Annotated in this window: 22 protein-coding genes; 8 read left to right on the forward strand and 14 right to left on the reverse strand. The window is 72.1% G+C overall.

Annotated elements, in window-relative coordinates; translation table 11 throughout:
- Nucleotides 1-41: 41 nt before the first annotated feature.
- Nucleotides 42-929, reverse strand: coding sequence for an ADP-dependent NAD(P)H-hydrate dehydratase (locus tag ACOKGD_RS11490; RefSeq protein ID WP_342337457.1), 888 nt, complete (start codon nucleotides 927-929; stop codon nucleotides 42-44).
- A 30-nt stretch (nucleotides 930-959) separates the two neighbouring features.
- On the opposite strand from ACOKGD_RS11490, the gene ACOKGD_RS11495 reads away from it, so the two are divergent.
- Nucleotides 960-2,057: an NADH:flavin oxidoreductase/NADH oxidase gene (locus ACOKGD_RS11495; RefSeq protein ID WP_342337458.1), complete on the forward strand. Its 1,098-nt coding sequence runs from the start codon at nucleotides 960-962 to the stop codon at nucleotides 2,055-2,057.
- Nucleotides 2,058-2,088: 31 nt separating this feature from the next.
- Here ACOKGD_RS11495 and ACOKGD_RS11500 read toward each other — a convergent pair whose 3' ends face one another.
- From ACOKGD_RS11500 to ACOKGD_RS11515, 4 genes are all read right to left on the reverse strand, one after another.
- Nucleotides 2,089-3,147, reverse strand: coding sequence for a hemolysin family protein (locus tag ACOKGD_RS11500; protein ID WP_342337459.1), 1,059 nt, complete (start codon nucleotides 3,145-3,147; stop codon nucleotides 2,089-2,091).
- Nucleotides 3,144-4,487 carry a hemolysin family protein gene (locus ACOKGD_RS11505; RefSeq protein ID WP_342337460.1) on the reverse strand — a complete coding sequence of 448 codons (1,344 nt, stop codon included), beginning with the start codon at nucleotides 4,485-4,487 and terminating at the stop codon, nucleotides 3,144-3,146. The genes ACOKGD_RS11500 and ACOKGD_RS11505 overlap by 4 nt, the downstream gene beginning before the upstream one ends.
- Nucleotides 4,488-4,544: 57 nt before the next feature.
- On the reverse strand, nucleotides 4,545-5,594 hold the full coding sequence (locus ACOKGD_RS11510) for a squalene cyclase (protein WP_421355126.1): 1,050 nt from the start codon (nucleotides 5,592-5,594) through the stop codon (nucleotides 4,545-4,547).
- 112 nt (nucleotides 5,595-5,706) lie between these two features.
- Nucleotides 5,707-7,284: an SPFH domain-containing protein gene (locus tag ACOKGD_RS11515; protein ID WP_342337462.1), complete on the reverse strand. Its 1,578-nt coding sequence runs from the start codon at nucleotides 7,282-7,284 to the stop codon at nucleotides 5,707-5,709.
- Between the two features lie 226 nt (nucleotides 7,285-7,510).
- On the opposite strand from ACOKGD_RS11515, the gene ACOKGD_RS11520 reads away from it, so the two are divergent.
- Nucleotides 7,511-11,218, forward strand: coding sequence for a multifunctional oxoglutarate decarboxylase/oxoglutarate dehydrogenase thiamine pyrophosphate-binding subunit/dihydrolipoyllysine-residue succinyltransferase subunit (locus tag ACOKGD_RS11520; RefSeq protein ID WP_342337463.1), 3,708 nt, complete (start codon nucleotides 7,511-7,513; stop codon nucleotides 11,216-11,218).
- 89 nt (nucleotides 11,219-11,307) lie between these two features.
- On the opposite strand, the gene ACOKGD_RS11525 is transcribed toward ACOKGD_RS11520, so the two are convergent.
- The 8 genes from ACOKGD_RS11525 to ACOKGD_RS11560 all read right to left on the reverse strand — a co-directional run bounded on the left by ACOKGD_RS11525 (nucleotide 11,308) and on the right by ACOKGD_RS11560 (nucleotide 18,496).
- Complete coding sequence (locus tag ACOKGD_RS11525; RefSeq protein ID WP_342337464.1) at nucleotides 11,308-11,895, reverse strand: rhomboid family intramembrane serine protease; 588 nt, start codon at nucleotides 11,893-11,895, stop codon at nucleotides 11,308-11,310.
- Nucleotides 11,896-11,929: 34 nt separating this feature from the next.
- Nucleotides 11,930-13,024 carry an ABC transporter ATP-binding protein gene (locus tag ACOKGD_RS11530; protein WP_342337465.1) on the reverse strand — a complete coding sequence of 365 codons (1,095 nt, stop codon included), beginning with the start codon at nucleotides 13,022-13,024 and terminating at the stop codon, nucleotides 11,930-11,932.
- Nucleotides 13,024-13,836, reverse strand: coding sequence for an ABC transporter permease (locus ACOKGD_RS11535; RefSeq protein WP_342337466.1), 813 nt, complete (start codon nucleotides 13,834-13,836; stop codon nucleotides 13,024-13,026). The genes ACOKGD_RS11530 and ACOKGD_RS11535 overlap by 1 nt, the downstream gene beginning before the upstream one ends.
- An 11-nt stretch (nucleotides 13,837-13,847) precedes the next feature.
- A complete protein-coding gene (locus tag ACOKGD_RS11540) occupies nucleotides 13,848-14,792 on the reverse strand; it encodes an ABC transporter permease (RefSeq protein ID WP_342337467.1) in 945 nt (314 codons plus the stop codon).
- Nucleotides 14,789-15,919 (reverse strand): ABC transporter substrate-binding protein, encoded by a 1,131-nt coding sequence (locus tag ACOKGD_RS11545; RefSeq protein ID WP_342337468.1) that lies wholly within the window; start codon nucleotides 15,917-15,919, stop codon nucleotides 14,789-14,791. Before ACOKGD_RS11545 ends, ACOKGD_RS11540 begins: the two co-directional genes overlap by 4 nt.
- 184 nt (nucleotides 15,920-16,103) lie before the next feature.
- The gene (locus tag ACOKGD_RS11550; RefSeq protein ID WP_342337469.1) at nucleotides 16,104-17,399 is read right to left on the reverse strand and encodes a GNAT family N-acetyltransferase; all 1,296 of its coding nucleotides are present in this window, start codon (nucleotides 17,397-17,399) and stop codon (nucleotides 16,104-16,106) included.
- 78 nt (nucleotides 17,400-17,477) lie between these two features.
- Nucleotides 17,478-17,726 carry a zf-HC2 domain-containing protein gene (locus ACOKGD_RS11555; RefSeq protein WP_342337470.1) on the reverse strand — a complete coding sequence of 83 codons (249 nt, stop codon included), beginning with the start codon at nucleotides 17,724-17,726 and terminating at the stop codon, nucleotides 17,478-17,480.
- Nucleotides 17,723-18,496 carry a sigma-70 family RNA polymerase sigma factor gene (locus tag ACOKGD_RS11560; RefSeq protein WP_421355046.1) on the reverse strand — a complete coding sequence of 258 codons (774 nt, stop codon included), beginning with the start codon at nucleotides 18,494-18,496 and terminating at the stop codon, nucleotides 17,723-17,725. The genes ACOKGD_RS11555 and ACOKGD_RS11560 overlap by 4 nt, the downstream gene beginning before the upstream one ends.
- Nucleotides 18,497-18,527: 31 nt before the next feature.
- Between ACOKGD_RS11560 and aroA the strand changes: the two genes are divergently transcribed.
- The 3 genes from aroA to bcp are packed head-to-tail and all read left to right on the forward strand — an operon-like array spanning nucleotide 18,528 to nucleotide 21,441.
- Nucleotides 18,528-19,862, forward strand: coding sequence for a 3-phosphoshikimate 1-carboxyvinyltransferase (gene aroA / locus ACOKGD_RS11565; protein ID WP_342337472.1), 1,335 nt, complete (start codon nucleotides 18,528-18,530; stop codon nucleotides 19,860-19,862).
- Between the two features lie 13 nt (nucleotides 19,863-19,875).
- Complete coding sequence (rsgA, locus tag ACOKGD_RS11570; protein WP_342337473.1) at nucleotides 19,876-20,922, forward strand: ribosome small subunit-dependent GTPase A; 1,047 nt, start codon at nucleotides 19,876-19,878, stop codon at nucleotides 20,920-20,922.
- Nucleotides 20,923-20,973: 51 nt separating this feature from the next.
- Nucleotides 20,974-21,441 (forward strand): thioredoxin-dependent thiol peroxidase, encoded by a 468-nt coding sequence (gene bcp, locus ACOKGD_RS11575; RefSeq protein WP_342337474.1) that lies wholly within the window; start codon nucleotides 20,974-20,976, stop codon nucleotides 21,439-21,441.
- Between the two features lie 41 nt (nucleotides 21,442-21,482).
- Here bcp and ACOKGD_RS11580 read toward each other — a convergent pair whose 3' ends face one another.
- On the reverse strand, nucleotides 21,483-23,564 hold the full coding sequence (locus ACOKGD_RS11580; RefSeq protein WP_342337475.1) for a SpoIIE family protein phosphatase: 2,082 nt from the start codon (nucleotides 23,562-23,564) through the stop codon (nucleotides 21,483-21,485).
- A 131-nt stretch (nucleotides 23,565-23,695) separates the two neighbouring features.
- Between ACOKGD_RS11580 and ACOKGD_RS11585 the strand changes: the two genes are divergently transcribed.
- Genes ACOKGD_RS11585 through ACOKGD_RS11595 form a run of 3 tightly spaced genes read left to right on the forward strand, consistent with a single transcriptional unit; the run spans nucleotide 23,696 to nucleotide 26,468 of the window.
- Nucleotides 23,696-25,735, forward strand: a complete 2,040-nt coding sequence (locus ACOKGD_RS11585; RefSeq protein WP_342337476.1) for a glycosyltransferase — start codon at nucleotides 23,696-23,698, stop codon at nucleotides 25,733-25,735.
- A gap of 3 nt (nucleotides 25,736-25,738) precedes the next feature.
- Entirely contained in the window at nucleotides 25,739-26,071 is a 333-nt protein-coding gene (locus ACOKGD_RS11590) for an STAS domain-containing protein (protein WP_342337477.1), read from the forward strand.
- Nucleotides 26,061-26,468 carry an ATP-binding protein gene (locus tag ACOKGD_RS11595; protein ID WP_342337478.1) on the forward strand — a complete coding sequence of 136 codons (408 nt, stop codon included), beginning with the start codon at nucleotides 26,061-26,063 and terminating at the stop codon, nucleotides 26,466-26,468. Before ACOKGD_RS11590 ends, ACOKGD_RS11595 begins: the two co-directional genes overlap by 11 nt.
- Nucleotides 26,469-26,528: the final 60 nt, after the last annotated feature.

Consider the following 26,528-nt stretch of genomic DNA (forward strand, 5'->3'; position numbering starts at 1 on the left):
AGAAGCCGCGCGCGGCGCGGCCCGCACCGGCGGCTCGTCGCTCACGGGGCCGAGAGCGGGGCGGCCGCCCACGCCGCCGGCAGGTGCTCGGCGACATCCAGCGCGGTGATGGGCCGCCCCGGGCCGTCGATCGCTCGGGCGGCGAGGCGGCCGGCGTGGCCGTGCAGCCAGGCGCCGGTGGCGGCCACCCGCGCCAGGTCCTCGGCGTCGATCGGGCCCTCCGCCGCGGCCGCCGCGGCGAGCGCGCCGATGACCCCGGCCAGCACGTCTCCGGTGCCGGCGGTGGCGAGCCAGGGCGTGCCCGCGCGGACGGCGGTCCACCAGCCGGTCGGCGACGCGACCAGCGTCACCGCGCCCTTCAGCAGCACCACTCCCCCGAGCGCCACGGCGGTCTCGCGCACCACCAGCAGCCGCTCGTCGAAGCCGCGCTCCAGCCGCTCGGACAGCGGGTCGCCCTCGATGTCGTCGACACCGAGGCCGAGCGGGATGCGCACCTCCTTCAGCTCGCCGTCGTGGGGCGTGACCACAAACGGCCCGCGCGCCTCGGCCGCGAGATCCAGGGCCCCCGCGTCGATGACCACGGGGGTGCCCTCGATCCGCAGGGTCTCGAGCAGCGCCGCGCGCTCGGCTCCGGATCGTGTGCGGGCGTCGGTGCCCGACCCGACCACCCAGGCGTCGGTGCGTCCGTCGGAGGTCACCACCTCGGGCCGCCGCTGCAGCACAAGCCGCGCGACGTCCGGGTCGCCGATCCAGCGCACCATTCCCGCCCCGGTGCGCGCCGCCCCCTCGACGCCCAGGACGGCTGCGCCCGGATACCGGGGCGACCCTGTGCGCAGGCTCACAACACCTCGGGAATACTTGTGCGAGGCCGACGACGGAACGCGCAGCACCCGCGCGGCATCCGCCGCCGTCCACTCCCGTGCTTCCATGCCCTTCACGCTAGACCCGCTCGGAGACCGATGAGCCTGCTGTTCAGCCCCCTCACCCTGCGTGAGACCACCTTTCGCAACCGCCTCTGGGTCGCGCCGATGTGCCAGTACAGCGCCGCGTCCGAGGGCCCCGCCGTCGGTGCGCCCAACGACTGGCATCTGGTGCATCTCGCGCAGTTCGCATCGGGCGGCGCGGGTCTCGTGATCGCCGAGGCGACGGGTGTGGTGCCCGAGGGCCGCATCTCGCCGCAGTGCCCGGGTCTGTGGAACGACACCCAGCGCGACGCCTGGCGCACGGTGGTCGACGCGATCCACCACCGCGGCTCGCTCGCCGGCATCCAGCTCGCCCACGCCGGCCGCAAGGCCTCGACGTGGTGGCCCTTCTCCGGCCACGACGGCAGCGTCGCCGCCGGCGACGGCGGATGGACGACGGTGGCGCCCTCGCCGGTGGCCTACGAGGGCCTCGCGGAGCCGGTCGCGCTCGACGCCGACGGCATCGCCGCGGTGGTCGACGCGTTCCGCGCCGCGGCCCGCCGCGCGCTGGACGCCGGGTTCGACGTGCTCGAGATCCACGGCGCACACGGCTACCTGATCCACCAGTTCCTGTCGCCGCTCAGCAACACCCGCGACGACCAGTGGGGCGGATCCCTCGAGAACCGCGCCCGCCTCGTCCTGGACATCGTCCGCGCCGTGCGCGCCGAGGCCGGCGACGCCGTGCCGCTGCTCGTGCGCTTCTCGGCATCGGACGCCGCGCCGGGCGGCCTCGAGCCCGAGGACGTCGCCGCGGTCTCCCGCTGGGCGATGGAGGCCGGCGCCGACCTCATCGACGTGTCGTCCGCGGGGCTCGTGGCCCACCAGCAGCTCACCGTCGGCCCCGGCTACCAGGTGCCGTTCGCCTCCCGCGTGCGCGAGCTCGCCGACGCGCCCGTCTCGGCGGTCGGGATCATCACCAGCGGCACGCAGGCCGAGCAGATCCTGCAGGAGGGCCACGCCGACGTGATCCTCGCGGCCCGCGAGTGGCTGCGCGACCCGCACTTCGGCCTCCGCGCCGCCGCCGAGCTCGGCGAGGACCCGGCCGACCTCTGGCCGCCGCAGTACTGGCGCGCGCACCGGGCCCCGGCCCGCTGACCCCCGGAGGGGCCAGCGGCGCCGGGTCGGATCAGTAGCGCCGGCGCCGGGTGGCGTCGTGGACCTCGCCGATGAGCTCCTCGAGGATGTCCTCGAGGAACAGCACCGCTGTGGTCTCGCCCTGGGCGTTGCGCACCCGTGCGAGGTGCCGACCGGCGCGCCGCATCAGGGCGAGCGCGTCCTCGAGGTCGGTCGTCTCCTGCACGGGCACCATGTGGTGGATCCGCTTGTACGGGATCGGACGGGCCGCCTTGGCAGGCAGGTCCTCGTCGTTCGCTGCGCGAAGGATGTCCTTCAGGTGCACGTACCCGACGGGGTGCCCCTCGGGGTCGACGATCACGTAGCGCGAGTAGCCGTGGGTGGCCACGGCGCGCTCGATCTCGTCCGGCGTGGTGGTCTCGGGGAGCGCGACGATCTCGCTCAGCGGCACCGCGACGTCCTTGGCCTTCTTGTCGGTGAACTCCACGGCCGCCGCCACCGCGCCGGACACGTCGTCCAGCACACCCTCGCGACGCGACTGCGCCACGATCGTGGCGACCTCGTCGAGCGTGAAGGTCGAGGCGGCCTCGTTCTTCGGCTCCACGCGGAACAGGCGCAGGATCGCGTTGGCGAGCCAGTTGAGCACCCAGATCACGGGGTGGAACACCTTCGACACCCACACCAGCGGGGTCGCGAGCAGCAGCACCGCGCGGTCGGGCACCGAGAACGCGAGGTTCTTGGCGACCATCTCGCCGAACACCACGTGCAGGTACGAGACCAGCACCAGGGCGATCACGAACGACACCGTGGCGACGGCGCCCTCGGGGATGCCCGTCAGGTGCAGCGGGCCCTCCAGCAGGTGGTGGATCGCCGGCTCCGAGACGTTCAGGATCAGCAGCGAGCAGATCGTGATGCCGAGCTGCGAGGTCGCGAGCATCAGCGTCGCGCGCTCCATGGCGTACAGAGCGGTCTTCGCCGCTCTCGAGCCCTTCTCGGCGAGCGGCTCGATCTGCGACCGGCGCGCCGAGATGACGGCGAACTCCGCTCCGACGAAGAACGCGTTGAACAGCAGCAGCACAACGAGCCACGCGATTCCGGCCCAGTCGTTCATCGCTCGCCCCCGTTCTCATCGGCGGCACCGAGGATCGGGTCCGGCTCCGGCAGCGGGTCGGGGGTGAAGCGCACCCGATCGACGCGCCTGCCGTCCATGCGCTCGACCGTCAGCACGCCGTGCTCGATGCGCACCGCGTCGCCGACGGACGGGATGCGCTCGAGGACGCTCATCAGGTAGCCGCCGATCGTGTCGTACGCGTCGTCCTCCGGCACCTCGACGTCCGCGCGGTCGCGCAGCTCGTCGGGGCGGAGGTGACCGGGGAAGGTCAGCGAGTCGCGGTGGCGGACGACGCCCGCCAGTCGCCGGTCGTGCTCGTCGGCGACCTCGCCCACGATCTCCTCGACGAGGTCCTCGAGGGTGGCGACGCCGGCCGTGCCGCCGTACTCGTCCACCACGACCGCCATCTGGTAGCCGCGCGAGCGCAGCTCGGACACCAGCTGGTCGAGGTGCACGGTCTCCGGCACGCGCAGCGGCTCGGTCGCGAGCGCGGCGGCGGGGACGTCGGGACGCCGCTCGCGCGGCACACCCACGGCGGCCTTGAGGTGCACGATGCCGACGATGTCGTCCATCGAGTCGTCGTACACCGGGAAGCGGCTGTGTCCGGTCTGGCGCGCCAGCTCGATCACGGCCTCGGCCGAGTCGCCCGCGGCGATCGCGTGCATCCGGGGGCGCGGGGTCATGACGTCCGCGGCCGTGAGGCGCGCGAAGGTCAGGCTGCGATCCAGCAGGCTCGCCGTGTCCTCCTCGAGCACACCGGCCGTCGCCGAGCGGCGCACGAGCGACGAGAGCTCCTCGGCGGTGCGGGCTCCGGAGAGCTCCTCCTTCGGCTCGATGCCGAACGAGCGCAGCACGGCGTTCGCGCTGCCGTTGAGCACGGCCACCGCGGGGCGGAAGACCGTGGTGAAGGCGATCTGGAACGGGGCGACGAACTTCGCCGTGGCGAGCGGCAGCGCCAGCGCCATGTTCTTCGGCACCAGCTCGCCCAGGATCATCGACAGCACCGTGGCGATCGTCACGGCGACGACGGTGGCCACCGGGCGCACCACGCTGTCGGAGAGACCCCAGGACGTCAGCGTCGGGGTGAGCATCCGCGTGAACGCGGGCTCGAGGGTGTAGCCGGTGAGCAGCGTGGTGAGCGTGATGCCCAGCTGCGCGCTCGAGAGATGGGTCGACGTCTGGCGCAGGGCCGAGATCGTCATGCCGAGGCGGGTCTCGCCGCGATCGCGGCGCGCCTCGAGGTCGGCCCTGTCCAGGTTCACGAGGGCGAACTCGCTCGCGACGAACAGGCCGGTTCCGATGGTCAGCAGCAGCCCCACGCCGAGCAGGATCAGATCCATGGCGATCCTCCTCCGCTCACGTCCGGGTGGGGGGCGAAGGTCGGTCGGTGGGGCGATCTACAACTGGGAGGGTCGTCCATAGGTCTCAGATTCTAGGGCCGCGTGCTTATGGATGGGCCGAGCGCCTCCTGCCGATGCGTCCCACCAGTCGAGCGCCCGGGTGCCGATCAGCGTGAGCCACCGCGACGGCTCACCCGCGGGGGCGTCGATGTGGAACCACACGAGCCCCGGATCCCGCGCCTCCTGGATCCAGCGGCCGTCCGGGCGGCGGGCGGCGCGCACGACGTCGACGGCCTCGGCCAGGCGCGGGTCGGGCGGCAGGCCGTCGTGCTGGGCGGCCGCGCGGAAGCGATCGAGCGCACGCAGCGCGCTGTACTCCCAGCGGAAGGGGAAGACGAAGCGCGTCGCGAAGGATCCGACCGGGGCTCCGTCCGAGAGGCGGTGCAGCAGGCGCCGCGCGAGCAGGTACTCCTCCCCGCGCCAGCGCGCCGCGCGCAGCGCCGTGTCGCCGGTGATCCGCTCGTAGTCGAGCAGGGCGGCCACGGCGTTGATCGTGGAATGGAAGGACGAGCGCTCCGACCCCTCCACCCACTCGCAGTTCCAGCCGCCGTCCTCGAGCTGATGCTCCACGAACCAGGCGGCGAGCGCCGAGACGTCGACCCCGAGCCACGCGCCCGCCCGCAGGGTGAGCGCGTTGATGCACACGTCGGTCTCCCCGCCCCAGTACGGCAGGTCCTCGTACTCCCACCGGCAGTTCGCCGCGATGCGGTCGGCGGTGTCGCCGAGCACGCGGGGGTCCAGCCCCCAGTCCTGGAGGGCAGCGAGACTCCAGTCGGTCGACACCCAGGGCTGCGCGTCCTCGCCGCGCTCCCCCTCGAGGTCGGCAGGGACCCGCCATCCCTCTCCCGGGTAGTGCGCGCCGCGGGCCCAGGTGCCCTCCGGATCCTGGCGGGCGAGCAGGGCCGCGCCCCACCCCTCGGAGGCGACGCGGCTGCGGGTGGCGCGCCAGGTCGTCTCGGGGGCGCCGACCACGTCGCGCTCGACCTGCCAGCGCAGGGCCGGGTCGGCGTCCAGCAGCCAGTGGGCCAGCTCATCGGAGACCGCGATCATGCGGTCAGCGTAGGACGGGGCCGCGGCCGCTGCCAGGGTCTGCGCGAACCGGAACGGGCCGGCCGGGGAGTCCCCGGGCCGGCCCGTCGTGCGCCCCTCGGGCGGTGGATCAGACGGACGGCGCGTCGTCCGGCGCGACCGCCGCGGCGGCCCGCTGGGCGCCGGGCACGGACGCCGCGGACGCGGTCGCGACGGCCGGGCGCATGCCCTCGCCGATGCCCTCGCCGACCGCACGGCCGGCGATGATCGCGGCGAGGTCGACCCCCGTGGCGGCCTTGACCGCGTCGAACGTGGCGCGCATGCCCACGGCCTGCTCGCTCGCGAGGTGGGTGGAGGCCGCACCGTCGCCGCCGCCCAGCACCGTGACCGTCCCGATGCGCTGGTAGCCCTTCGCGAACTCGGCCATCATCGGCACCACGGCCTCGATGGCCCGCTGCGCCATCAGGGCCTCCTCGTGCTCGGCGATGGCCGCGGCCTCCGCCTTGATGGCCGACGCCTTGGCCTCACCGGCGAGGCGGATCGCCTCGGCGTCCGCGTCGGCACGGAACTTCGTGCCCTGCGCCTGCTGCTGCGCCGTGAACGCGGCGGCCTCGGCGGCGGCGCGCTGGGCGAGCGCGTCGGCCTCGGCGGCGACGCGCACCGTCTCGGCGTCCGCCGCGGCGCGGGTCTTGAGCTCGAGGGCCTTCTGCTCGGCGATCTTCGCCTGCGCCTCGGCCTCCTTGATCTTCGAGTAGGCCTCGGCGTCGGCCTGCTTCTGCTGCTCGTACGCCTCGGCGTCCGCCTTCTGCTGGCGCTCGTACGTCGCCGCCTCGGCCACGCGGCGCACCTCGGCGTCGAGCTTGGCCGACTGGTTCATGGCGGCCTGCTCGAGCACCGCCTGCTCGAGCTTCTCGCGCGCGAGCTTCTCGGCGGCCTCGGCCTCGGCGTTGGCGCGGCCGATCTCGGCCTTCGCATTGGCGGTGTTCTTCTGGTACGCCGTGTACTCGACAAGGTTCTGCTCGTCGGTGGCGATCTTGTTGCGCTGCACCTCGCGCTGGGCCGTGATGCTGGCCACGTGCGCGTCGCGCTTGACGCGCTCGATCTCGCTCGCGCCCAGGGCCTCGATGTAGCCGTTCTTGTCGGTGATGCCCTGGATCTGGAACGAGTCCAGGATCAGGCCCTGCGCCTCGAGGTCGCCCTTGATGTTCTCGGCGATCTGGTCGGCGAGCTGCTGGCGGTCGCGCATGAGCTGCTCGACCGTGAGCATCGCCACCACCCCGCGCAGCGATCCCTCCAACTGCTCGCGGGTGAACTGCTCGATGGCGTTGTCCTGCGAGGCGAATCGCTCGGCGGCGCGGCGCACCTGATCCGGCTCCGAGCCGATCTTGAACAGGGCGACGCCGGTCACATCGACGGTGACGCCGTTCGAGGACTGGGCGGTCGGCTCGACGTTGATCTGGCGCGCGCGCAGCGAGATCAGCTCGGCGCGCTGGGTGATCGGGTTGACGATCGCGCCGCCGCCGGTGACCACGGTGATCCTCGACGAGGTGCCGTCGAGGCCGCGCTGGCTCTTTCCGACGATCACGAGGGCCTCGTCGGCCTTCGCGATCCGGTACCAGGCGCGGAACAGCAGCACCACGATCAGGAGCAGCACGATGGCGCCGACGACGATCGGCCCCACCGTGAACAGCATCGTGAAGGGATCCACAGGATCCTCCGTTCGTGTATCGCGAGCCGCCCCCTGCGTGCCCGCATTCCCGCCCAACTTAGCGACACCCTCGGATATGGCGCACACCGCCTGTGAGGGCCCTGGCCACGAGGCGCTCAGGGGGAGGCGCGAGACGAACTGGGATAGGCTTTTACGGCATACGCGTGCCGCGCAGCCAGGCTGCGCCGAGCATGGTTTTTCACTGATGAAAGAAGGCGAATCGGCCGTGTCGAGCCAGGGAACGGGCACCGGAACTGCGAACGAGGGGGAGTTCGGAGCCAATCAGTGGCTCGTCGAAGAGCTCTACGAGCAGTTCATCGTCGACAGGAACGCGGTGGACAAGGAGTGGTGGCCCGTTCTGGAGGCTTACCACTCCGCCCAGCCCGGTCAGGCGGCACCCGCCGCGGCCCCGGCTGCCGCACCGGCCCCTGCCGCCGCACCCGCCGCCGAGGCGCACCCGGTGACCGCGCCGGTCCCGGTCGTCGGCCAGCAGCCCGTCGCGCGCACGACCGCCAAGCCCGCTCGCCCCGCCCCCATCCCGGCCGAGGCCCCCAAGGCGAAGGCCGCGGCACCCGCCGAGCCGGCCGAGAAGCCGGCCGAGGACGTCGTCACCGTCCTGCGCGGCATGCCCAAGACCCTCGCCAAGAACATGGACGAGTCGCTCACGGTCCCGACCGCGACGAGCGTGCGCACCATCCCGGCGAAGCTGATGATCGACAACCGCATCGTCATCAACAACCACATGTCCCGCACGCGCGGCGGCAAGATCTCCTTCACCCACCTGATCGGCTGGGCGCTGATCCAGGCGCTCAAGGAGTTCCCGAGCCAGAACGTCTTCTACGCCGAGATCGACGGCAAGCCGTCGGTCGTCGCACCGGCGCACGTCAACCTCGGCATCGCCATCGACCTGCCCAAGCCCGACGGCACGCGCGCGCTGATGGTGCCGAGCATCAAGGCCGCCGACACCCTCTCCTTCTCCGAGTACCTCGTCGCGTACGAGGACCTGGTCAAGCGCGCCCGCGGCAACAAGCTCACCGCGGGCGACTTCGCCGGCACCACGGTCTCGCTGACCAACCCGGGCGGCATCGGCACCGTGCACTCGGTGCCGCGCCTGATGAAGGGCCAGGGCTGCATCATCGGCGCCGGCGCCCTCGACTACCCGGCCGAGTTCCAGGGAGCCAGCGAGCGCACGCTGAACGAGCTGGCGATCGGCAAGACGATCACGCTGACCAGCACCTACGACCACCGGGTCATCCAGGGCGCCGGATCGGGCGAGTTTCTCAAGAAGGTGCACGAGCTGCTCATCGGGCAGCGCGGCTTCTACGAGGGCATCTTCTCGTCGCTGCGCATCCCCTACGCCCCCATCGTGTGGAAGAACGACGTCCGCGGCGACCTCGCCGAGAACGTCGACAAGGCCGCGCGCGTGCTGGAGCTCGTCAACAGCTACCGCGTCCGCGGCCACCTGATGGCCGACATCGACCCGCTCGAGTACGTCCAGCGCCTGCACCACGACCTCGAGATCGAGTCGCACGGGCTGTCGTTCTGGGACCTGGAGCGCGAGTTCGTCACCGGCGGCTTCGGCGGCAAGCGCACGATGAAGCTGCGCGACATCCTGGGCGTCCTGCGCGATTCGTACTGCCGCACGACCGGCATCGAGTACATGCACATCCAGGACCATGAGCAGCGCGAGTGGTTCCAGGAGAAGCTCGAGAAGAAGTACCAGAAGCCCGACCACGACGACCAGCTGCGGATCCTGCGCAAGCTGAACGAGGCCGAGGCGTTCGAGACCTTCCTGCAGACCAAGTACGTCGGCCAGAAGCGCTTCTCGCTCGAGGGCGGCGAGTCGCTCATCCCGCTCCTCGACCGCATCCTCGAGGGCGCCGCCGAGGCTGGCCTCGAGGGCGCCGCGATCGGCATGGCCCACCGCGGCCGCCTGAACGTGCTCACGAACATCGCGGGCAAGACGTACGGCCAGGTCTTCCAGGAGTTCGAGGGGCTGCTGCCCGGCAACCGCCGCGGCTCCGGCGATGTGAAGTACCACCTCGGCACCGAGGGCGTCTTCGTCACCGACGACGGCGCCACGCTCGACGTGCTGCTGGCGGCGAACCCGTCGCACCTCGAGACCGTCGACGGCGTGCTCGAGGGCATCGTCCGCGCGAAGCAGGACCGCAAGCCGGTCGGATCCTTCACGTGGCTGCCGATCCTCGTCCACGGCGACGCGGCCTTCGCCGGCCAGGGCGTCGTCGTCGAGACCCTGCAGATGTCGCAGCTGCGCGGCTACCGCACGGGTGGAACGGTGCACGTCATCGTCAACAACCAGGTCGGCTTCACGACCCTGCCGCAGGACAGCCGCTCGTCGGTGTACGCCTCGGATGTCGCCAAGACCATCCAGGCCCCGATCCTGCACGTCAACGGCGACGACCCCGAGGCCGTCGCCCGCGTAGCCGAGATCGCCTTCGAGTACCGCGAGCGGTTCCACCGCGACGTCGTCATCGACCTGGTCTGCTACCGCCGTCGCGGCCACAACGAGGGCGACGACCCGTCGATGACGCAGCCGCTCATGACCGACCTCATCGAGGCGAAGCGCTCCACGCGCCGCCTGTACACCGAGGCCCTCGTCGGCCGCGGCGACATCACCGAGGAGGAGTACGAGCAGGCCAAGCGCGACTTCCAGGAGCGCCTCGAGATCGCGTTCGCCGAGACCCACGCGGCCGAGACCGGGTCCATCCCGATCGTCGACGCCGACGGTCCCGTCGAGGTCGAGCCCGTGGGCGAGCCCGAGACCACCGGCGTGCCCGCCGAGATCATCGCGCAGGTGGGAGACGCCCACGCCAACAAGCCCGAGGGCTTCACGGTGCACACCAAGCTGCAGCAGGTGCTCGACAAGCGCGTGCAGATGAGCCGCTCGGGCCAGATCGACTGGGCCTTCGGCGAGCTCCTCGCCTTCGGCTCGCTCCTGCTCGAGGGCACCCCGGTGCGCCTGGCCGGCCAGGACGCCCGTCGCGGCACGTTCGCGCAGCGCCACGCCGCCTTCCACGACCGCGTGAACGGCCAGGAGTGGCTGCCGCTGGGCAACCTGTCCGAGAACCAGGGTCGCTTCTGGGTCTACGACTCGCTGCTCAGCGAGTACGCGGCGCTCGGCTACGAGTACGGCTACTCGGTCGAGAACGCCGAGGCGCTGGTGCTGTGGGAGGCGCAGTTCGGCGACTTCGTCAACGGCGCCCAGTCGATCATCGACGAGTACATCTCGGCCGCCGACCAGAAGTGGGGCCAGCAGTCGAGCGTCGTTATGCTGCTCCCCCACGGCTACGAGGGCCAGGGACCGGACCACTCTTCCGCCCGCATCGAGCGCTTCCTCCAGCTGTGCGCGCAGGACAACATGACCGTGGCGCGGCCGTCGACCCCCGCGTCGTACTTCCACCTGCTGCGCCGCCAGGCCTACGCGCGCCCGCGCCGGCCCCTGGTGGTCTTCACGCCCAAGGCCATGCTGCGCCTGCGCGGTGCCACCAGCGAGGTCGCCGACTTCACGTCGGGCCGCTTCGAGCCGGTGCTGGACGACAACCGCGACGTCGACAAGAGCAAGGTCACCCGCGTTCTGCTCCACTCGGGCAAGATCCACTGGGATCTGCGCAGCGAGCTCGACAAGCGCCCGAACGACTCGATCGCGCTGGTGCGCCTCGAGCAGTTCTACCCCGCGCCGGTCGACGAGCTGAACGCGGTGCTCGACACCTACCCGAACGCCGAGCTGGTGTGGGTGCAGGACGAGCCCGAGAACCAGGGCGCCTGGCCGTTCATCGCGCTGCAGGCCGCGAAGCACCTCAAGGGTCGCTCGGTCCGCGTCGTCTCGCGCGCCGCGTCGGCCTCGCCGGCGTCCGGCTCGTCGAAGATCCACGCCACCGAGCACGCCGACCTCATGCAGCGCGCGCTCTCCTGAGCCCGTTCTGACGAAGCGGCCGGTCCCCTCGGGGCCGGCCGCTTCTGCGTGGGGCGCGGTGCGCCCGGCGCCCATGAGGGCGCGCGGCGTCAGCGGCGCTTCTCGCGGAGCCAGATGGCGGCGAGCGCGCCCAGCACGGCGCCGGCGAGGTGGCTCTGCCACGAGACGCCAGTCTGGCCGGGCAGCACACCCCACAGGATCGCGCCGTAGACGACCGCGACGGCCACGCCGATCAGGATCTGCAGGATCCTGCGGTTGAAGACGCCGCGCAGGATCACGTAGGTGAGCCACCCGAAGACGACGCCGCTGGCCCCGAGATGGTTGGTGCCGATGCCGCCCGTCAGCCAGACGACCGCGCCCGTGCCGATCCAGATGATCGCGGTCGCGGCGAGCCCCTTGCGGTAGTCGACCGCCAGCGCGAGGAAGCCGAGCACGAGGGCGGGCACCGTGTTGGCGATGAGATGCGGCCACCCGGCGTGCAGCAGGGGCGCCCACAGGATGCCCCATGCGCCGTCGAGACGCCACGGCAGGATCCCGCCGCCGTCGAGCTCGCCGCCCATCACCGTGTCGACGCCCTCGATCACCCACAGGGCGATGACGTAGACGCCGACGGTCACCAGCGCGGGCAGGATCGCCCAGCGGGCGCGAGGGGCGGCGGGGGCGGTCTGCGAGGTCACCCGCCGATTCTCTCGCGCCCGGCTATGGGCGCCCTCAGCCTCGGGGGCGCACCACCACGGGCACGGGCGCGATGCCCACCGTCACGCGCTCGTCGAAGCCGAGGCGCTCGGCCACGGGGTGCTGCAGCCAGAGCTGGGCGCCCTGCTCGGTGCGCACCAGCGTGCGGCGCATGCTCCCGAGGAACGTCGACTCCTGCACGACCGCGGCGATCGGCCCGCCGAGCCGCACGTTCTCGGGACGGATGAAGGCCTCCGCCTCCCCGTCGGCCACCTCCCCGACCACCGGCACCGTGGCACCCAGCACCGAGGCGATCCCGCCGGACACGGTCGCGGGCACCACCGACGACAGGCCCACGAAGGCCGCCACCCCCGGGGTCTCCGGGCGCAGGTAGAGGTCCTCCGGCGTGCCGATCTGCTCGATCCGGCCCGCGTTCATCACGGCGATCCGGTCCGAGACGGCGAGCGCCTCCTCCTGGTCGTGCGTGACGAAGACCGTTGTTGTGCCCAGGCGCAGCTGGATGCGGCGGATCTCGTCGCGCAGCTGGACGCGCACCTTGGCATCGAGCGCCGACAGCGGCTCGTCCAGCAGCAGCACCCGCGGCTCGGTCACGAGCGCCCTGGCGAGCGCCACGCGCTGCTGCTGGCCGCCCGAGAGCTGGTGCGGGAAGCGGTCGGCCAGGTGCCCGAGGCCGACGAGGTCGAGCGCGTCGCCCGCGCGGCGCGTCGCGGCGGTGCGGCCCACGCCACGACGGCGCAGGCCGAAGGCCGCGTTGTCGACCACCCGCAGGTGCGGAAACAGCGAGTAGGCCTGGAACACCATGCCGATGTCGCGCCGGTTGGTCGGCACCCCCGAGACGTCCTGCCCACCGAGCAGGACCGATCCCCCGCTCGCCTGCTCGAGGCCGGCCAGCACCCGCAGGGCGGTCGTCTTGCCGCAGCCCGAGGGCCCGAGCAGCGAGACGAACTCGCCGGGACGGATGTCCAGGTCGATGCCGTGCAGCACCCGCGTGGGGCCGTAGTCCTTCACCACACCGCGGAACTCGACCCGCGTGCCGGTCCCGGCCTCGGCGAGCAGCGCGTTGTCTGCGGTGCGCGGCAGCCCGCGCGGGGCGTCGTCGATCGCGGTCATCAGGAGGCCTTCCGGGTGGTGTTCTTGCGGACGCGGGCGCCCGGGGATCCGGTGTTCACGGATCCGATGATGAGGAGCAGGACGAAGACGAAGGCCAGCGAGAGCAGGGTGAAGATCGCGGGAGCGAAGGCGTCCTGCTTCTGCACCACGACCATGCCGGTCTGCAGCACCTGCTTGTTCAGCAGCGAGGCGATGGTGAACTCGCCGAGCACCACGGCCACCGAGATGAGGGAGGCGGCCATCAGGCCCTGGCGGAGGTTCGGCACGAGCACGCGGCGCACCACGTCGGGCCAGCCCGCCCCCAGCGACCGCGCCGCCTCGGTGAGGGTGCGGAGGTCGATCGCGTCGAGCGATGCCTGGATCGCGCGGTACGCGAACGGCAGCACGGTGATCCCGTACGCGAACGCGAGCGTCCACGCGCCCGTGCCCAGCGCGCGCCCGATCTGCAGGTAGATCGGGGCGAGACCCACCACCAGCACGATCGCGGGGATCGAGATCGGCAGGAGGGCGACGAACTCGAATGCCCGGCGCAGCGCGGGGAACCGCAGGTTCACGAGGATGATCGTGGGCGTCACGACGACGAGGACGATCGCCACGGTCACGAGGGCCAGGATCAGCGAGTTGCCGAGACCGAGCAGGATCGGGCGCAGCGTCGCCGCGTGAGCCGGATCGAACAGGCTCGCCCAGTGCGCGAGGGTCACGCCGCCCGCGGGATCCCGCAGCGTGTAGAGGAAGGTGCCGACCAGCGGCACGAGGAACGCCCCGCCGACGACCACGCCGATGATCCAGCGCGTGAGGCGGGCAGGGGCCATGCCCGCGGCGTTCATCGCCGCCACCGGTCGGCGCGGCGCTGCACGGCGCTGTAGGCCCACATCGCGAGCGCCACGATCACGATCATGCCCAGGGCGAGCGCGCCGGCCAGGTTCTCGCGGCCGAGGACGGTCTCGCTGGTCAGCGCCGCCCGGATCTGCAGCGGGATGATCGGGGCGCCCTGGCTCGCGAGCGCCGCGGCGGTGGCGTACGACGAGAACGCGTTGGCGAACAGCAGCAGCAGGCTGGCGAGGAAGGCCGGCGCGAGTACCGGGAGCCCGATGTGCACCCAGAACCCGGCGCGGGTGCCGCCGAGGGTGAGGTTGGCCTCGGCCCACTGCGGCCTCAGGGCGACGAGGGCGGGCATGAACGTGATCACCATCAGCGGCACCTGGAAGTAGATGTAGGGCGCGAACAGCCCGGGGAGCTCGTAGATCCACGGTCCGTCCGCGTAGAGATCGATGCCGAGGGCGTCCTTGAGCAGCAGCGTCGCGACGCCCTGCAGGCCGAAGGTCGCGATGAACGCGAACGCGAGCATCACGCCGCCGAACTGCGCGAGCACACTCGCGCCCGCGTCGACCACACGACGCATCGGGTGGGCATCCGCGAGGCCGAGCATCGCCCAGCAGACGAGCGCGCCGATGACGGATCCGGCCACCGCCGTCGCGAGCGAGAGCCAGACCGTGTTGCCGAACACCAGCAGGATCGTCGGCTCGGCGAGCGCGGCGAGGTTCTCGGTCGTGAGGTTCCCGGCGTCGTCGAACAGGCCCGACCCGAGGGCGAGGATCGTCGGCAGCGCCAGGAACAGCAGGATGTAGGCCGCGAACGGCAGCAGGCCGATCCAGGCGAGGGCCGAGGCGACCGCGCCGCGGGAGGACGCGCGGGGCGCGGCCTCGGGCGAGACCGCGGCCGCGGACCCCGTGGTGGGGCCCGCGGCCGTGAGGGGCGCGATGGTCACTGGACCGCCGCGGCCCACTTCTCGCCGAGCAGCTCGCCGGCGACGGTCGACTGCTCCTCGGTCGGCACGAGCGTCTCGGCCGGGGTGGCCGGCAGGGCCGCGGCCAGGTCGGCATCGATCGTGCCGGCCTCGGTCATCGCGTCCATGCGCGCGGGGCGGGCGCCGCCCTTGAGCCACAGGTTCTGGACCTCGTCGCTGTAGAGGAACTCCTGCCACAGGCGCGCGGCGGCCGGGTGGGGCGCGTCTGCGTTGATGGCCTGGTTGTAGTAGCCGGCGTAGCCCTTGTCGTCGAAGACGACGACCTTCCAGTCCGGGTTGTCGGCGGTGTGAGCGGCGTTCAGGTAGTCCCAGTCGAAGACGACGGGGGTCTCGCCGCTCGTGACGGTGGCCGTCGTGACGTCGACCTTGAGCAGGTTGCCGGCCTTCTGCAGGTCCGAGAAGAAGTCGATGCCGGGCTGGAAGTCATCGAGCGTGCCGCCCGACTGGATGCTCGCGAGACCCACGGCGGCGAAGGCGGCGCCGGCCTGGGTCGGGTCGCCGTTGATCGCGACGGCGCTCTTGTACTCGGCCCCCAGCAGGTCCTCCAGCGCCTCGGGCGCCTCGAACTTCGACGAGTCGTAGCCGACCGACATGTACCCGCCGTAGTCGCCGACGAACAGGCCCGAGGGCTCCTTGAGGGCGTCGGGGATCTCGTCCCACGTCTGCACCTGGTAGGGCGCGAACGCGTCGGTGTTCTGCAGCGCGACGGTCAGGCCGAGGTCGAAGACGTCGGGCGCGGTGTCGAGGCCGGCGTTCGTCTCGGCTGCCGTGATCTCCTCGGCGCTCGAGACGTCGGGCGACTGCTCGTTGATCGCGATCTCGGGGTACTTCGAGGCGAACAGGTCGAGGATCTCGCCGTAGTTGGCCCAGTCGCGGGGCAGCGCGATGACGTTCAGGGCGCCCTCGGCCTTGGCGGCCTCCTCGAGCGCCTCGAAGGAGCCGAAGGCCTCGGCGCTGGTGGCGGTCTTCGCGTCGACGGCCGCCTCCGCGCCGTCGGCGGGCGCGGTGCTGCCGGCCGCGCAGCCGGTGAGTGCGAGGGCGGAAGCGGCGGCGAGGCCGACTCCGGCGAGCAGGGTACGACGGATCATGGTGGTCCTCCGGGAAAAAGGGACGCCCCGATCGGGGGCGGATGCGCCCGGGTGCGGCGCCGTCTCTCACGAGACGTGCCGACGCTACGCACGCACGATGAACGCCCCTCCCCCCGGCCGGTGAACGACGTTCCCGGCCCGGGTTACGGGTGGGTGTCCCCCATCCCGGTATTCGCTCCCGGCGTCAGTACACGATGCTGAGGAACGGCGCGCGCGTCGACCGCAGGGCCAGGCCCAGGGCATCGATCGCCTCGGCGCGACCGCGCACGCGGCCGGCGGCGGCCAGCACGGCCAGCGGGAAGCCCCCGAGATAGGCGGCCGACAGGTCGACGACGGTCAGCTCGATGTCGGCCTCGGCATCGGTCGGGGTCGCCGTGGCCCGCCCATCGGCGATGTCGACGCGCCAGCACCCCTCGGCGTAGCCCAGGGGGTCGGTCACCCGCAGCGTCACGGACGCCGGGGCGGCGTAGGTGCGCGCCGCGAGCGCGGCCGGGACGTCGAGGATCCGCAGCCACCCGTGATCGGCGATCGAGGGCTTCACGCCGCGCGGGTCGTCGACGAGCCAGGGCAGCGCCTCGTCGACGCGCCGCATCGGCGCGACCACCTGTGCGACGAGGTCGTGCTCGAGCGCGAAGCGCCAGAGGGCGCCGAGCGCCGCGTCGTCCTCCGCCACGAGGTAGCGGATCGTCAGGACGCCGGCGCCGTCCGCCTCCGGGTCCCCGGAGATCCGGTAGGCCATAACGCCGCGGGGAGCGCCGTCGGCGTCGAGGTATCGCACGGCGCGCACGTCGTCGTTCTTGTCCTCGGCCAGCCCGAGGCGCCCGCGCCACCGGCGCGGCCACCCGGGGATCTCGCCGACCCGATCCGCGAGCGTGCGCTCATGCAGCTCGCCCATCAGCAGCACGGCGTCCTCGCGGTCGACGTACTGCACACGCCCGGGGGCGTCCGGGCCGTTCCAGCGCACCCGGCGCGTGTCGACCCGCCACGTGGCGATCTGAGTGGCGGGGCCGAAACCGTACCGGCCGTAGATGGTGGCCTCGCTCGCGGTGAGCCCGGCGACGGGCACGCCCGCCGCGTGCGCGTCGCGCAGCTCGGCCTCGAGCAGCGCCCGCGCGATGCCGCGGCGGCGGTGGGTGCCCGCGACGGTGATCGTGCTGATCGACCACGAGGGCAGGGTGCCGCCGGGCACGGTCATGGGAGCGACCCACGAGCTCGCTGTCGCGACGGGACGCTCGACCTGCGGGACGGTCGGGTCGTAGATGCCGGTGACCCGCCGCCAGGCCATGGGCTCGCGCCAGTCGGCCGCGTCCTCGGGCGACAGGTCGCCCCCGGCGAAGCCGCGGTGCACGGCGTACGCCCAGCCCTCCATCGCCGCCACGCGCTCGTTCTCGACGAGGCGGTACTCGAGCCCTCGCTCCGCCAGGGCGGCGCGGGTGGTCTCGTCGAGCGGAAGGGTGCGGGCGTCGGGGAGATCTGCCATGCGATCGACCCTAGTCAGAGCGGCCGACACCGCGGCAGCCCCTTGCGCCGCGCGGGGAGGCTCAGGCAGGGGCCGTCGTCAGTGCGTCGCCTGCGCCGACCGGATCCGCGCGATCACGAGGTTCTTGAGCTCCTCGGGCGCCGTCTCCTTGCAGGCGCGCGCGACCACGTCGGTCAGCGTGCGCGAGACGAGCGCCTCGTCGCGGCACGACTCGCACGTGGCGAGGTGCTCCTTGATGTCCGAGTGCTCGGTCTGGCAGATCTCGTTGCGGAGGTACTCCTCGAGATCGTTGCGCGCCTTCTCGCAACCGCAGTCAGTTCCCATCATTTCCCCGTGCTTCCGTCGCCGCGCCGGCCCGGGGCGGCGGTCTTCGAGGCGGCGGCGATTCCTCGCTCGGCCGCGTAGTCCTTGAGCAGATCGCGCAGCAGTCGGCGGCCGCGGTGAAGGCGGCTCATGACCGTGCCGATCGGCGTCTTCATGATGTCGGCGATCTCCTGGTAGGCGAAGCCCTCGACATCGGCGAGGTACACCGCCATCCGGAAGTCGTCCGGGATCGACTGCAGCGCGTCCTTCACAACCGACGCGGGCATGTGGTCGATCGCCTCGGCCTCGGCCGACCGGCTGCTCGTCGCGGTGGTCGACTCGGCCCCGCCGAGCTGCCAGTCCTCGAGCTCGTCGATCGTGCCCTGGTACGGCTCGCGCTGCTTCTTGCGATACGTGTTGATGTAGGTGTTGGTGAGGATCCGGTAGAGCCACGCCTTGAGGTTGGTGCCCTGCGTGAACGACGCCCACGACGCGAACGCCTTGACGAAGGTCTCCTGCACCAGGTCGGCGGCGTCGCTGGGGTTGCGCGTCATGCGCATCGCCGCGCCGTAGAGCTGGTCCATGAACGGCAGGGCCTGCTCCTCGAACTGGTCGCGCGCGGCGACCGGCGCCCCGCTCTCGACCGCTCCGCCGATCGGCGTCGCGTCGGTGAACAGATCGTCGGTGTCCGCCAGCCCCAGCTCGTCATCCATCACACGCCAGTCTAGGACGGCAGCCTGTGTCCCCATGGGGGTCGGCCGTGCCCGGACAGGCGCCAGAATCGTCGCGGTCATCGAGGTCCTCGCTTTCACTAGGCTGGAACCGATGACATCGCGCGTGTATTCCCCCGAAGCCCCCCAGGGCGAGTACGCCGCGCCCGTCGCGGACGGCCCTGTCGATGCGGCGCTGACGATCCCCGGATCGAAGTCGCTGACGAACCGCGAGCTGATCCTCGCGGCCCTGGCCGAGGCGCCGAGCCGGCTGATCGCCCCCCTGCAGTCGGACGACTCGCGGCGGATGGTCGAGGGCCTCCGGGCGCTCGGCGTCCAGGTCGAGGAGGTCGAGGGCGACAGCCCGTTCGGCCCCGACCTGCTTGTGCACCCCGCCTCGCCGATCACCGGCGGCGTGACCGTCGACTGCGGCCAGGCCGGCACCGTGATGCGCTTCCTGGCGCCGCTGGCGGGCCTCGCCCACGGCGACGTGCTGGTCACGGCGCACGAGAGCGCCCTGCACCGCCCGATGGCCGAGATGATCCGCGCCCTGCGCGACCTCGGCGTCGACATCGACGACGGCGGCCACTGGTCGCTGCCGTTCACCATGAAGGGCCACGGCCGGATCCGCGGCGGCGAGATCGCGATCGACGCCTCGGCGTCGAGCCAGTTCGTCTCGGGCCTGCTGCTCGCGGCGCCGCGCTTCGACGTGGGCCTCCACCTGCGTCACACGGGCGATCGCCTGCCGAGCATCCCGCACATCGACATGACCGTCGAGGCGCTCGCGCGCCGCGGGGTGCACGTCGAGCGGCCCGCTCCGGGCGAGTGGATCGTGCCGTCCAGCCCGCTGCGGGCGAAGGACATCGCGATCGAGCCCGACCTGTCCAACGCCTCGCCGTTCCTCGCCGCGGCGATGGTGACCGGCGGGTCCGTCACGATCGCCGGCTGGCCGCCCCACTCGACGCAGCCCGGGGCGCAGCTCGCCGACATCCTGCAGCTCATGGGCGCGCGCGTCAGCCGACGCGGCGGTGCGCTCACGGTGGCCGCGGGCCGAGGCATCCACGGCGTCGACCTCGACCTCTCGGCCGTCAGCGAGCTCACCCCCACGCTGGTGGGCCTCGCCGTCTTCGCCGACGCGCCCACGACCTTCCACGGCATCGCGCACATCCGCGGCCACGAGACCGACCGCATCGCGGCGCTCGCGGCGAACGTCGTCGCCCTGGGCGGCACCGCCGAGGAGCTGCCCGACGGCATCCGGATCGTGCCGCCCGCGGTCACGGGCAAGCCGCTCGGCGGGGGCGCCTGGAACGCCTACCACGACCACCGCATGGCGACCACGGGCGCGCTCATCGGCCTCCGGGTCCCGGGCGTGGTGATCGACGACATCGGCACAACGGCCAAGACGCTCCCCCAGTTCACGCAGCTCTGGGAGGAGCTGCTCGGCCGATGAGGATGGTGACCGCGTGAGCTGGCTGTCGGACGACGACGAGGACGACGACCTCGCCTTCGACGAGAGCAGCGTGCGGGTCCGTCCCAATCCCAAGGCGAACCGCCCGCGCACGAAGCGGCGGCCCGCCCACGACGACGCCACCATCGCGCGCGTGCTCGGGGTCGACCGCGGCCGGTACTCGATCCTCGCGGGCGAGGACACCCCCGACGAGCGCACGCTCACCGGGGTCCGGGCCCGCGAGCTGCGCAAGACGCCGATCGTCACCGGCGACCAGGCCCGTGTCGTGGGCGACACCACGGGCGACGAGGGCACCCTCACGCGCATCGTGGGCATCGAGCCGCGCACGTCGCTGCTGCGCCGCAGCGCGGACGACACCGACCAGGTCGAGCGCGTCATCGTCGCGAACGCCGATCAGATGCTTGTGGTCGTCGCGGCGGCCGACCCCGAGCCGCGCCCGCGTCTCGTCGACCGCTATCTGATCGCGGCCCTGGATGCCGGGGTGCGGCCTCTTATGGTGGTGACCAAGACGGACCTCGCCGATCCGTCCGAGTTCCTGGCGCACTTCGACGGCCTCGACGACCTCCGGGTCTTCACCAGCGGCACCGACGAGATGCCGCTCGAGGCGATCGGCGAGGCGCTGATCGGGCACTCGACCGTGTTCGTCGGGCACTCCGGCGTGGGCAAGTCGACCCTCGTGAACGCGCTGGTGCCCACCGCGCTGCGCGCCACCGGCCACGTCAACGAGGTCACCGGCCGCGGCCGTCACACCTCGTCGTCCACCGTCTCGATGCGGTACCACGGGCAGGGCGGGAGCGGCTGGGTCATCGACACCCCGGGTGTGCGCTCCTTCGGGCTCGGCCACGTCGATCCGGGGAACATCCTCAAGGCCTACCGCGACCTCGAGCCCATCGCCGAGAAGTGCCCGCGGGGCTGCACCCACCTCGAGGACGCCCCCGACTGCGCCCTCAACGAGGCTGTCGCGGCGGGCACGGCACCCGCGGCCCGCGTCGACTCGCTGCAGCGCCTGCTCGCCACCTTCAAGGACCGCACCGACTACTGATCCGGTACTGATCCGGCTGTCGGCCCGGGGGCCGGCGCCTAGTCTGGAACGATGACCCGTCTCGAGCCCGGATCCCCCGCCCCCGACTTCACGCTGCAGGATCAGGACGGCGCGCGCGTCGCGCTGGCCGATCTCCGCGGGCGGAAGGTCGTGCTGTACTTCTACCCGGCGGCGATGACCCCCGGCTGCACCACGCAGGCGTGCGACTTCCGCGACAGCATCGGCTCGCTCGCCGGCGCGGGCTACACGGTCGTCGGCATCTCGCGGGACGAGCCGGCGAAGCTCGCCGAGTTCCGCGAGCGCGATGGCCTGCCCTTCGCCCTGCTGAGCGACCCCGACGCCGCCGTGCACCGGGCCTACGGCGCGTGGGGCGAGAAGATGAACTACGGCAAGGTCGTCGAGGGCGTCATCCGCTCGACCTTCGTCCTGGACGAGCAGGGCACGCTCACGCACGCGCTGTACAACGTGAAGGCGACCGGCCACGTCGCTCGGCTGCGCCGCGAGCTCGGCATCGACTGAGCCGGCTCCTCCCGCGGCCTCGAGCCGCGGGAGCCCGTACGTCAGTCGAGCACCGCGTGGCGGCGTAGCGCCACCACGGTGAGGTCGTCGCCGACCTCGCCGCGGCACGCGGCCTCCATGATCGCGTCGACGGCGTCACCGGCGCGCAGGTCCCACGGCAGATCGGCCCAGGCGCGCTCCAGCTCGCCCTCGAACGCGTCGAGGACGCCGTCGCTGACGATGAGGAGCATCTCCCCCGGGGCGATCCGATCCGTCCCGGTCGAGCGCGGCTCGTCGGGCGCGATGCCCAGCGGGAGGCCGTTGGCCACAAGACGCCGCGAACCGCAGTCGGGAGACAGGATCACCGAGAGCCCGTGCCCCGCGTCGGAGTACTCGATCTCGCCGGTGGCGCCGTCGACCGACGACCGGAAGCAGGTCACGAAGGCGCCCGCGTTCTCGAGGTCGGTGGCCATGCTGCGGTCGGTCGCGGCGAGGGTCCGCGCGACATCGCCGTGGCCGCCGTGCGCGCGCAGCAGCGAGCGGGTCGTCGCGGCGAGGATCGCCGCCCCCGCGCCCTTGCCCATCACGTCGGCGAGCGTCAAGACGACGCCGCCGGGCAGCTCCTCCCAGTCGTAGAAGTCGCCGCCGACCGAGCCCGCCGGGCGGAACCGCGCGGCGAGATCCCAGCCCGGCAGATCCGGCAGCGTCTGCGGCAGCAGGCCCGCCTGCACGCGTGCGGCGCGGCGCAGCTCCTCGCGCTCGGCGGTCACGTCGCGCATGACGGTGACGACACCGGCGCCCGCCGACTCCGGCAGGCGGCTCGTGGTGAACGACAGGATCCTCTCCTCGCCGGCGCCGGAGCGGACGAACAGATCGAGGTCGCGCACCTCCTCGCCCGCCAGCGCCCGCCGGTACGGCAGTCGCTCCGCCGGCACGGGCTCTCCGTCGAGCGTGCGCATGGTCACGCGCATCTCCGAGCCGGGGATCGGCTCGCGCAGGTGGATGCCCTCGTATCCGGTGGTGCCCAGCAGTAGTCGCGCGGCGGCCGGGTTCCGCACCACCAGGTTGCCGTCACGGTCGACGACGCGGATGCCGTCCTGGACGCTCTCGATGATGGTCTCGAGTCGCGCGGCCTCGGCTCGGGCATCGTCACGGGCCAGGCGCAGATCCCCCGAGAGCAGCGCACGAGCGTCGCGATCCAGGGCGAGCGCGAGGCCGATCAGGCACACGATGATCGTGTAGAGCTGGGCGATCGTCACCTGCAGCAGCGGCGAACCCGACTCCTCGAACGGCCCGAGCCCCCACGAGGTCATCGCCAGGACCCAGCAGGAGACCATCCCTGCGTGCAACGACGCGAGGCCGGTCGGCAGCCGCGTCCCCGCCCAGCACGCCAGCGCGATGAGGGGGAAGACGACCGCGGTGTCGGTGATGACGAGGAACCAGAGGATGTGCACGATCGGCGAGAGCACAAGCACCGTGATCCACTCGGTAGGCGTGGAGCGCACCGACCAGCCGAGGTCGGCGAACCGACGACGCGCGGTCCCCGTCTTCCGCCGCAGCAGCCAGCCGCCGATCACCAGCGCGAACGGCAGGAGCACCATGATGCTGCCCGTGTTGCGGGCGATCCACATCGCCATCAGCGCCCAGTCCCAGCCGTCGCCGCGGGTGAACGACTCGACCTGCACGAGCGGAGAGGTGACCGCCGGCGCCGTGAACGCGGCGAGCGCGAACCACCACAGGTTCGAGCGCTCGAGCGCCCGCGTCCCGCCCGAGAACCAGATCTCGGGGCACTTCAGACGCATGATCCCCGCGAACACCGCGGCCTGGGCGGCGTTCGCGATGCCGCTCATGACGGTTCCGACCGGCGTGCCGCCCGTCAGGAACACCACGAGCATCGTCAGCAGTGAGATCAGCACATAGGTCACCCAGCGTGCCGGAGCCCCTGCTCGGGCGAGCACCCACATGGCGGCCACACCCGCGCCGGGCCACACCATGCTGACGTTGGACCCCGGGACGATCGCCAGGCGGCTGAGGAACGACACAACGACGTACGCCACGGCGAAGCCCACCACGATCGGCACACCGGCCGAGAACGCGCGCCGACGCACGACCTCGAGGGTCGTCGCCGTGTCCGTCGTCGTCATCCGGCTCCTCCCCCTCGGCCATCGCGCGCCGCGAGCACAGTTCAGCCGATCCTAGGAGAGTCCCCGCCGCCACGCCAAGCCCAGCGGGGCAGGGCTGACAGGGCTCGCCTTCGGCTCGTAGGGTGTGGCCCGTGACCAGCATCCCGGACCCGACGCCCTCGACGGGCCGCGGACGCCTTGTCGCGATCCGCGTCATCGCGGTCCTTACGATCCTCACGGGCACCGCGTACCTCGTCTGGCGGTGGGGCTGGTCCCTCAACCTCGCCCACTGGTGGATCGCGGTGCCGCTCGTCATCGCCGAGACCTACGCGCTGATCGACGGGGCGCTGTTCGCTGTGACCATCTGGCGGATGAAGGTGCGCGGGGCGGCCCCCGCCCCGCCGCGCGACGCGACGGTGGATGTCTTCATCACGACCTACAACGAGCCGGTCGAGCTCGTCGCGATCACCGCGCGGGCGGCCAAGGCGATCGACTGGCCGCACCTGACCTGGATCCTCGATGACGGCGCGCGTCCCGAGATGCGCGAGATCGCCGAGGAGCTCGGCGTCGGATACCTCACCCGCTCCGCCGACTGGACGGGCAAATCGCGCCACGCCAAGGCCGGCAACCTCAACAACGCGCTGTTCCAGACCAGCGGCGAGTTCCTGCTGATCCTCGACGCCGATCAGATCCCCCAGCCGCAGATCGTCTCGCGCATGCTCGGCTGGTTCGAGGATGCCCAGGTGGCCCTCGTGCAGTCGCCGCAGTGGTTCTCGAACGTCGAGGACTCCGATCCGCTCGGCAGCCAGGCTCCGCTGTTCTACGGGCCCGTGCAGCAGGGCAAGGACGGGTGGAACGCGGCCTTCTTCTGCGGCTCGAACGCGATGCTCCGCCGCGAGGCGCTGATGCGGCTCGGGATCGCCGGCTACGTGCGCCAGACCGAGCGATCGGCACGATCGGCGCTCACCGCCTCCCGCCGCGTGCTCGCGGACGCCGAACGGCAGCTCGCCAGGCAGGAGGGGGCGCACGCGGCCCGTGAGGCCGTGCACGGCCTGCGCGCCGCCGCCGACACCGCCCTCGCACGGATCGGGGCCGGCGAACCCGTGCAGTCGGTGACCTGGGACTTCCAGCGCACGGTCGACGCCGCCAGCCGTGCGCTGGTGTCCAACGATCTCGAGAGCATCCGCCGCGACCTGCGCGAGCTCGGGGCCCTGCCGGATGACGCCGCGAACCCGTTCGACGAGGGCGCGGTGGTGCGCCTCGCCGAACGCGAGTGGTCGCCCCTCACCGCGATCGAGCGCGTGTCGGCGTTGATCCACGCGGTCGACGTCGACCGCTCCGACGAGGCGCTCCCCGTGATGCCCGTGTCCTCCCTCTCGGTGACGGAGGACATGGAGACCTGCATGCTGCTGCACAGCCACGGCTGGAAGTCGGTCTACCACCACGAGATCCTCGCGACCGGCCTGGCGCCCGAGGACCTCCCCACCATGCTCACCCAGCGCCTGCGCTGGGCTCAGGGCACGATGCAGGTGCTGCTGCGGCTGAACCCCCTGACGCAGCCCGGGCTCGCCATCGGCCAGCGCCTGAGCTACTTCGCGACCATGTGGAGCTACCTCACCGGGTTCGCCGCGCTGGCGTTCCTCGCCGCGCCGATCCTGTATCTGACCTCGGGTGCCACGCCCGTGGAGGCCTGGGGGTCGACGTTCCTGGCGTTCTTCCTCCCCTACTTCCTCCTCAATCAGGCGCTGTTCGCCGTCGTCGGCTACGGGGTGAAGACCTGGCGGGGCCAGCAGTACACGCTGGCGCTGTTCCCGATCTGGATCAAGGCGCTCACGACCGCGGCGGCCAACGTCTGGTTCGGGCGCCCCCTGGGATTCGCCGTGACCGACAAGAGCGGCGCTTCCGGTCGCACGCGCTTCCCGGCCGGCCTGATCTGGCCGCAGCTGGCCTTCATGGGGGCGCTGATCGTGGCGGTTCCCGTGGGCATCGTGCTGCTGCTCGCGCCGGGCCAGACGGCCCCGGTCGGCCCCCTCACGCCCATCGGCGTGGTGATCAACTCGGTCTGGGCGCTGTACGACGTCGTGGTGCTGAGCGTGATCGTGCGCGCGGCGCTCTATCGTGGCCCAGAGGCCGTGGCCCTTCCGAACGACGCCGTTTCGGACGACACCCTTCGAAATGACAAGGAGCGATGACACATGGACATCGAGGAGAGAGTCCGAGGGGACGTCACCGTCCTCGTTCTCGAGGGGCGGCTGAATCTCGTCAGCGCCGGATCCCTCAAGGCGCGCATCGATGAGCTCGTGAGCGGCGGCAGCGTCTGCCTGGTGGTCGATCTCACCACCGTCGACTTCATCGACTCGTCGGGGTTGGGCGCGCTGATCGGCGGCCTCAAGACCGCCCGGCAGGCGGGCGGCGACCTGCGTCTCGCGGCGCCCAGCGAGCAGGTGCGGGCGGTGCTCGCCCTCACCAACCTCGACAGGATCCTGACGCCGTACGCGTCGGTCGACGAGGCCTCGCATGGCTGGTGAGTCGCGCTACGAGGTCGGGGGCCTGGCGGTCCCGGCCGAGATCGCGCGCCTGCATGAGCTCCTCGACCGGGCAGGGACCGAGCACCCCGACATCGCCGCCACCGACCTGATGCTCTTCGAGACCGCGGTCATCGAGATCGCCACGAACGTGGTCGAGCACGGGCGCCCCGAGGGCGAGGTCAGCTGGCACTTCACCCTGCAGGTGGACGACGAGGCGCTGCGCGCCGAGCTGCGCGACTCCGGCCAGGAGGCGGACGTCGACTTCGGGCGCCAGATGCCCGGCGCGGACGCCGAGAGCGGCCGCGGGCTGGCGCTCGCCGGCGCGATCCTCGACGAGATCGTCGTCACGCGCGTCGAGGGCGGGAACCTCTGGCGCATGGTGCGCCGGCGCGGCTGACGCACTCCCGCGTACGAGAGAGGGCCCTCCCCATCGGGGAGGGCCCTCTCTCGTGCAGAG

The organism is Microbacterium phosphatis (genome assembly GCF_049177115.1).
GTDB lineage: Bacteria > Actinomycetota > Actinomycetes > Actinomycetales > Microbacteriaceae > Microbacterium > Microbacterium phosphatis.

Bases quoted from the DNA above. Each gene is read 5' to 3' on its own strand.
- ACOKGD_RS11595 (WP_342337478.1), top strand. From the start codon at position 26,061: ATGGCTGGTGAGTCGCGCTACGAGGTCGGGGGCCTGGCGGTCCCGGCC.
- ACOKGD_RS11490 (WP_342337457.1), bottom strand. From the start codon at position 929: ATGGAAGCACGGGAGTGGACGGCGGCGGATGCCGCGCGGGTGCTGCGC.
- ACOKGD_RS11590 (WP_342337477.1), top strand. From the start codon at position 25,739: ATGGACATCGAGGAGAGAGTCCGAGGGGACGTCACCGTCCTCGTTCTC.
- bcp (WP_342337474.1), top strand. From the start codon at position 20,974: ATGACCCGTCTCGAGCCCGGATCCCCCGCCCCCGACTTCACGCTGCAG.
- ACOKGD_RS11580 (WP_342337475.1), bottom strand. From the start codon at position 23,564: ATGACGACGACGGACACGGCGACGACCCTCGAGGTCGTGCGTCGGCGC.
- ACOKGD_RS11560 (WP_421355046.1), bottom strand. From the start codon at position 18,496: ATGACCGCGACGATTCTGGCGCCTGTCCGGGCACGGCCGACCCCCATG.
- aroA (WP_342337472.1), top strand. From the start codon at position 18,528: ATGACATCGCGCGTGTATTCCCCCGAAGCCCCCCAGGGCGAGTACGCC.
- ACOKGD_RS11530 (WP_342337465.1), bottom strand. From the start codon at position 13,024: ATGACCGCGATCGACGACGCCCCGCGCGGGCTGCCGCGCACCGCAGAC.
- ACOKGD_RS11550 (WP_342337469.1), bottom strand. From the start codon at position 17,399: ATGGCAGATCTCCCCGACGCCCGCACCCTTCCGCTCGACGAGACCACC.
- ACOKGD_RS11555 (WP_342337470.1), bottom strand. From the start codon at position 17,726: ATGATGGGAACTGACTGCGGTTGCGAGAAGGCGCGCAACGATCTCGAG.
- ACOKGD_RS11495 (WP_342337458.1), top strand. From the start codon at position 960: ATGAGCCTGCTGTTCAGCCCCCTCACCCTGCGTGAGACCACCTTTCGC.
- ACOKGD_RS11500 (WP_342337459.1), bottom strand. From the start codon at position 3,147: ATGAACGACTGGGCCGGAATCGCGTGGCTCGTTGTGCTGCTGCTGTTC.
- ACOKGD_RS11535 (WP_342337466.1), bottom strand. From the start codon at position 13,836: ATGGCCCCTGCCCGCCTCACGCGCTGGATCATCGGCGTGGTCGTCGGC.
- ACOKGD_RS11545 (WP_342337468.1), bottom strand. From the start codon at position 15,919: ATGATCCGTCGTACCCTGCTCGCCGGAGTCGGCCTCGCCGCCGCTTCC.
- ACOKGD_RS11505 (WP_342337460.1), bottom strand. From the start codon at position 4,487: ATGGATCTGATCCTGCTCGGCGTGGGGCTGCTGCTGACCATCGGAACC.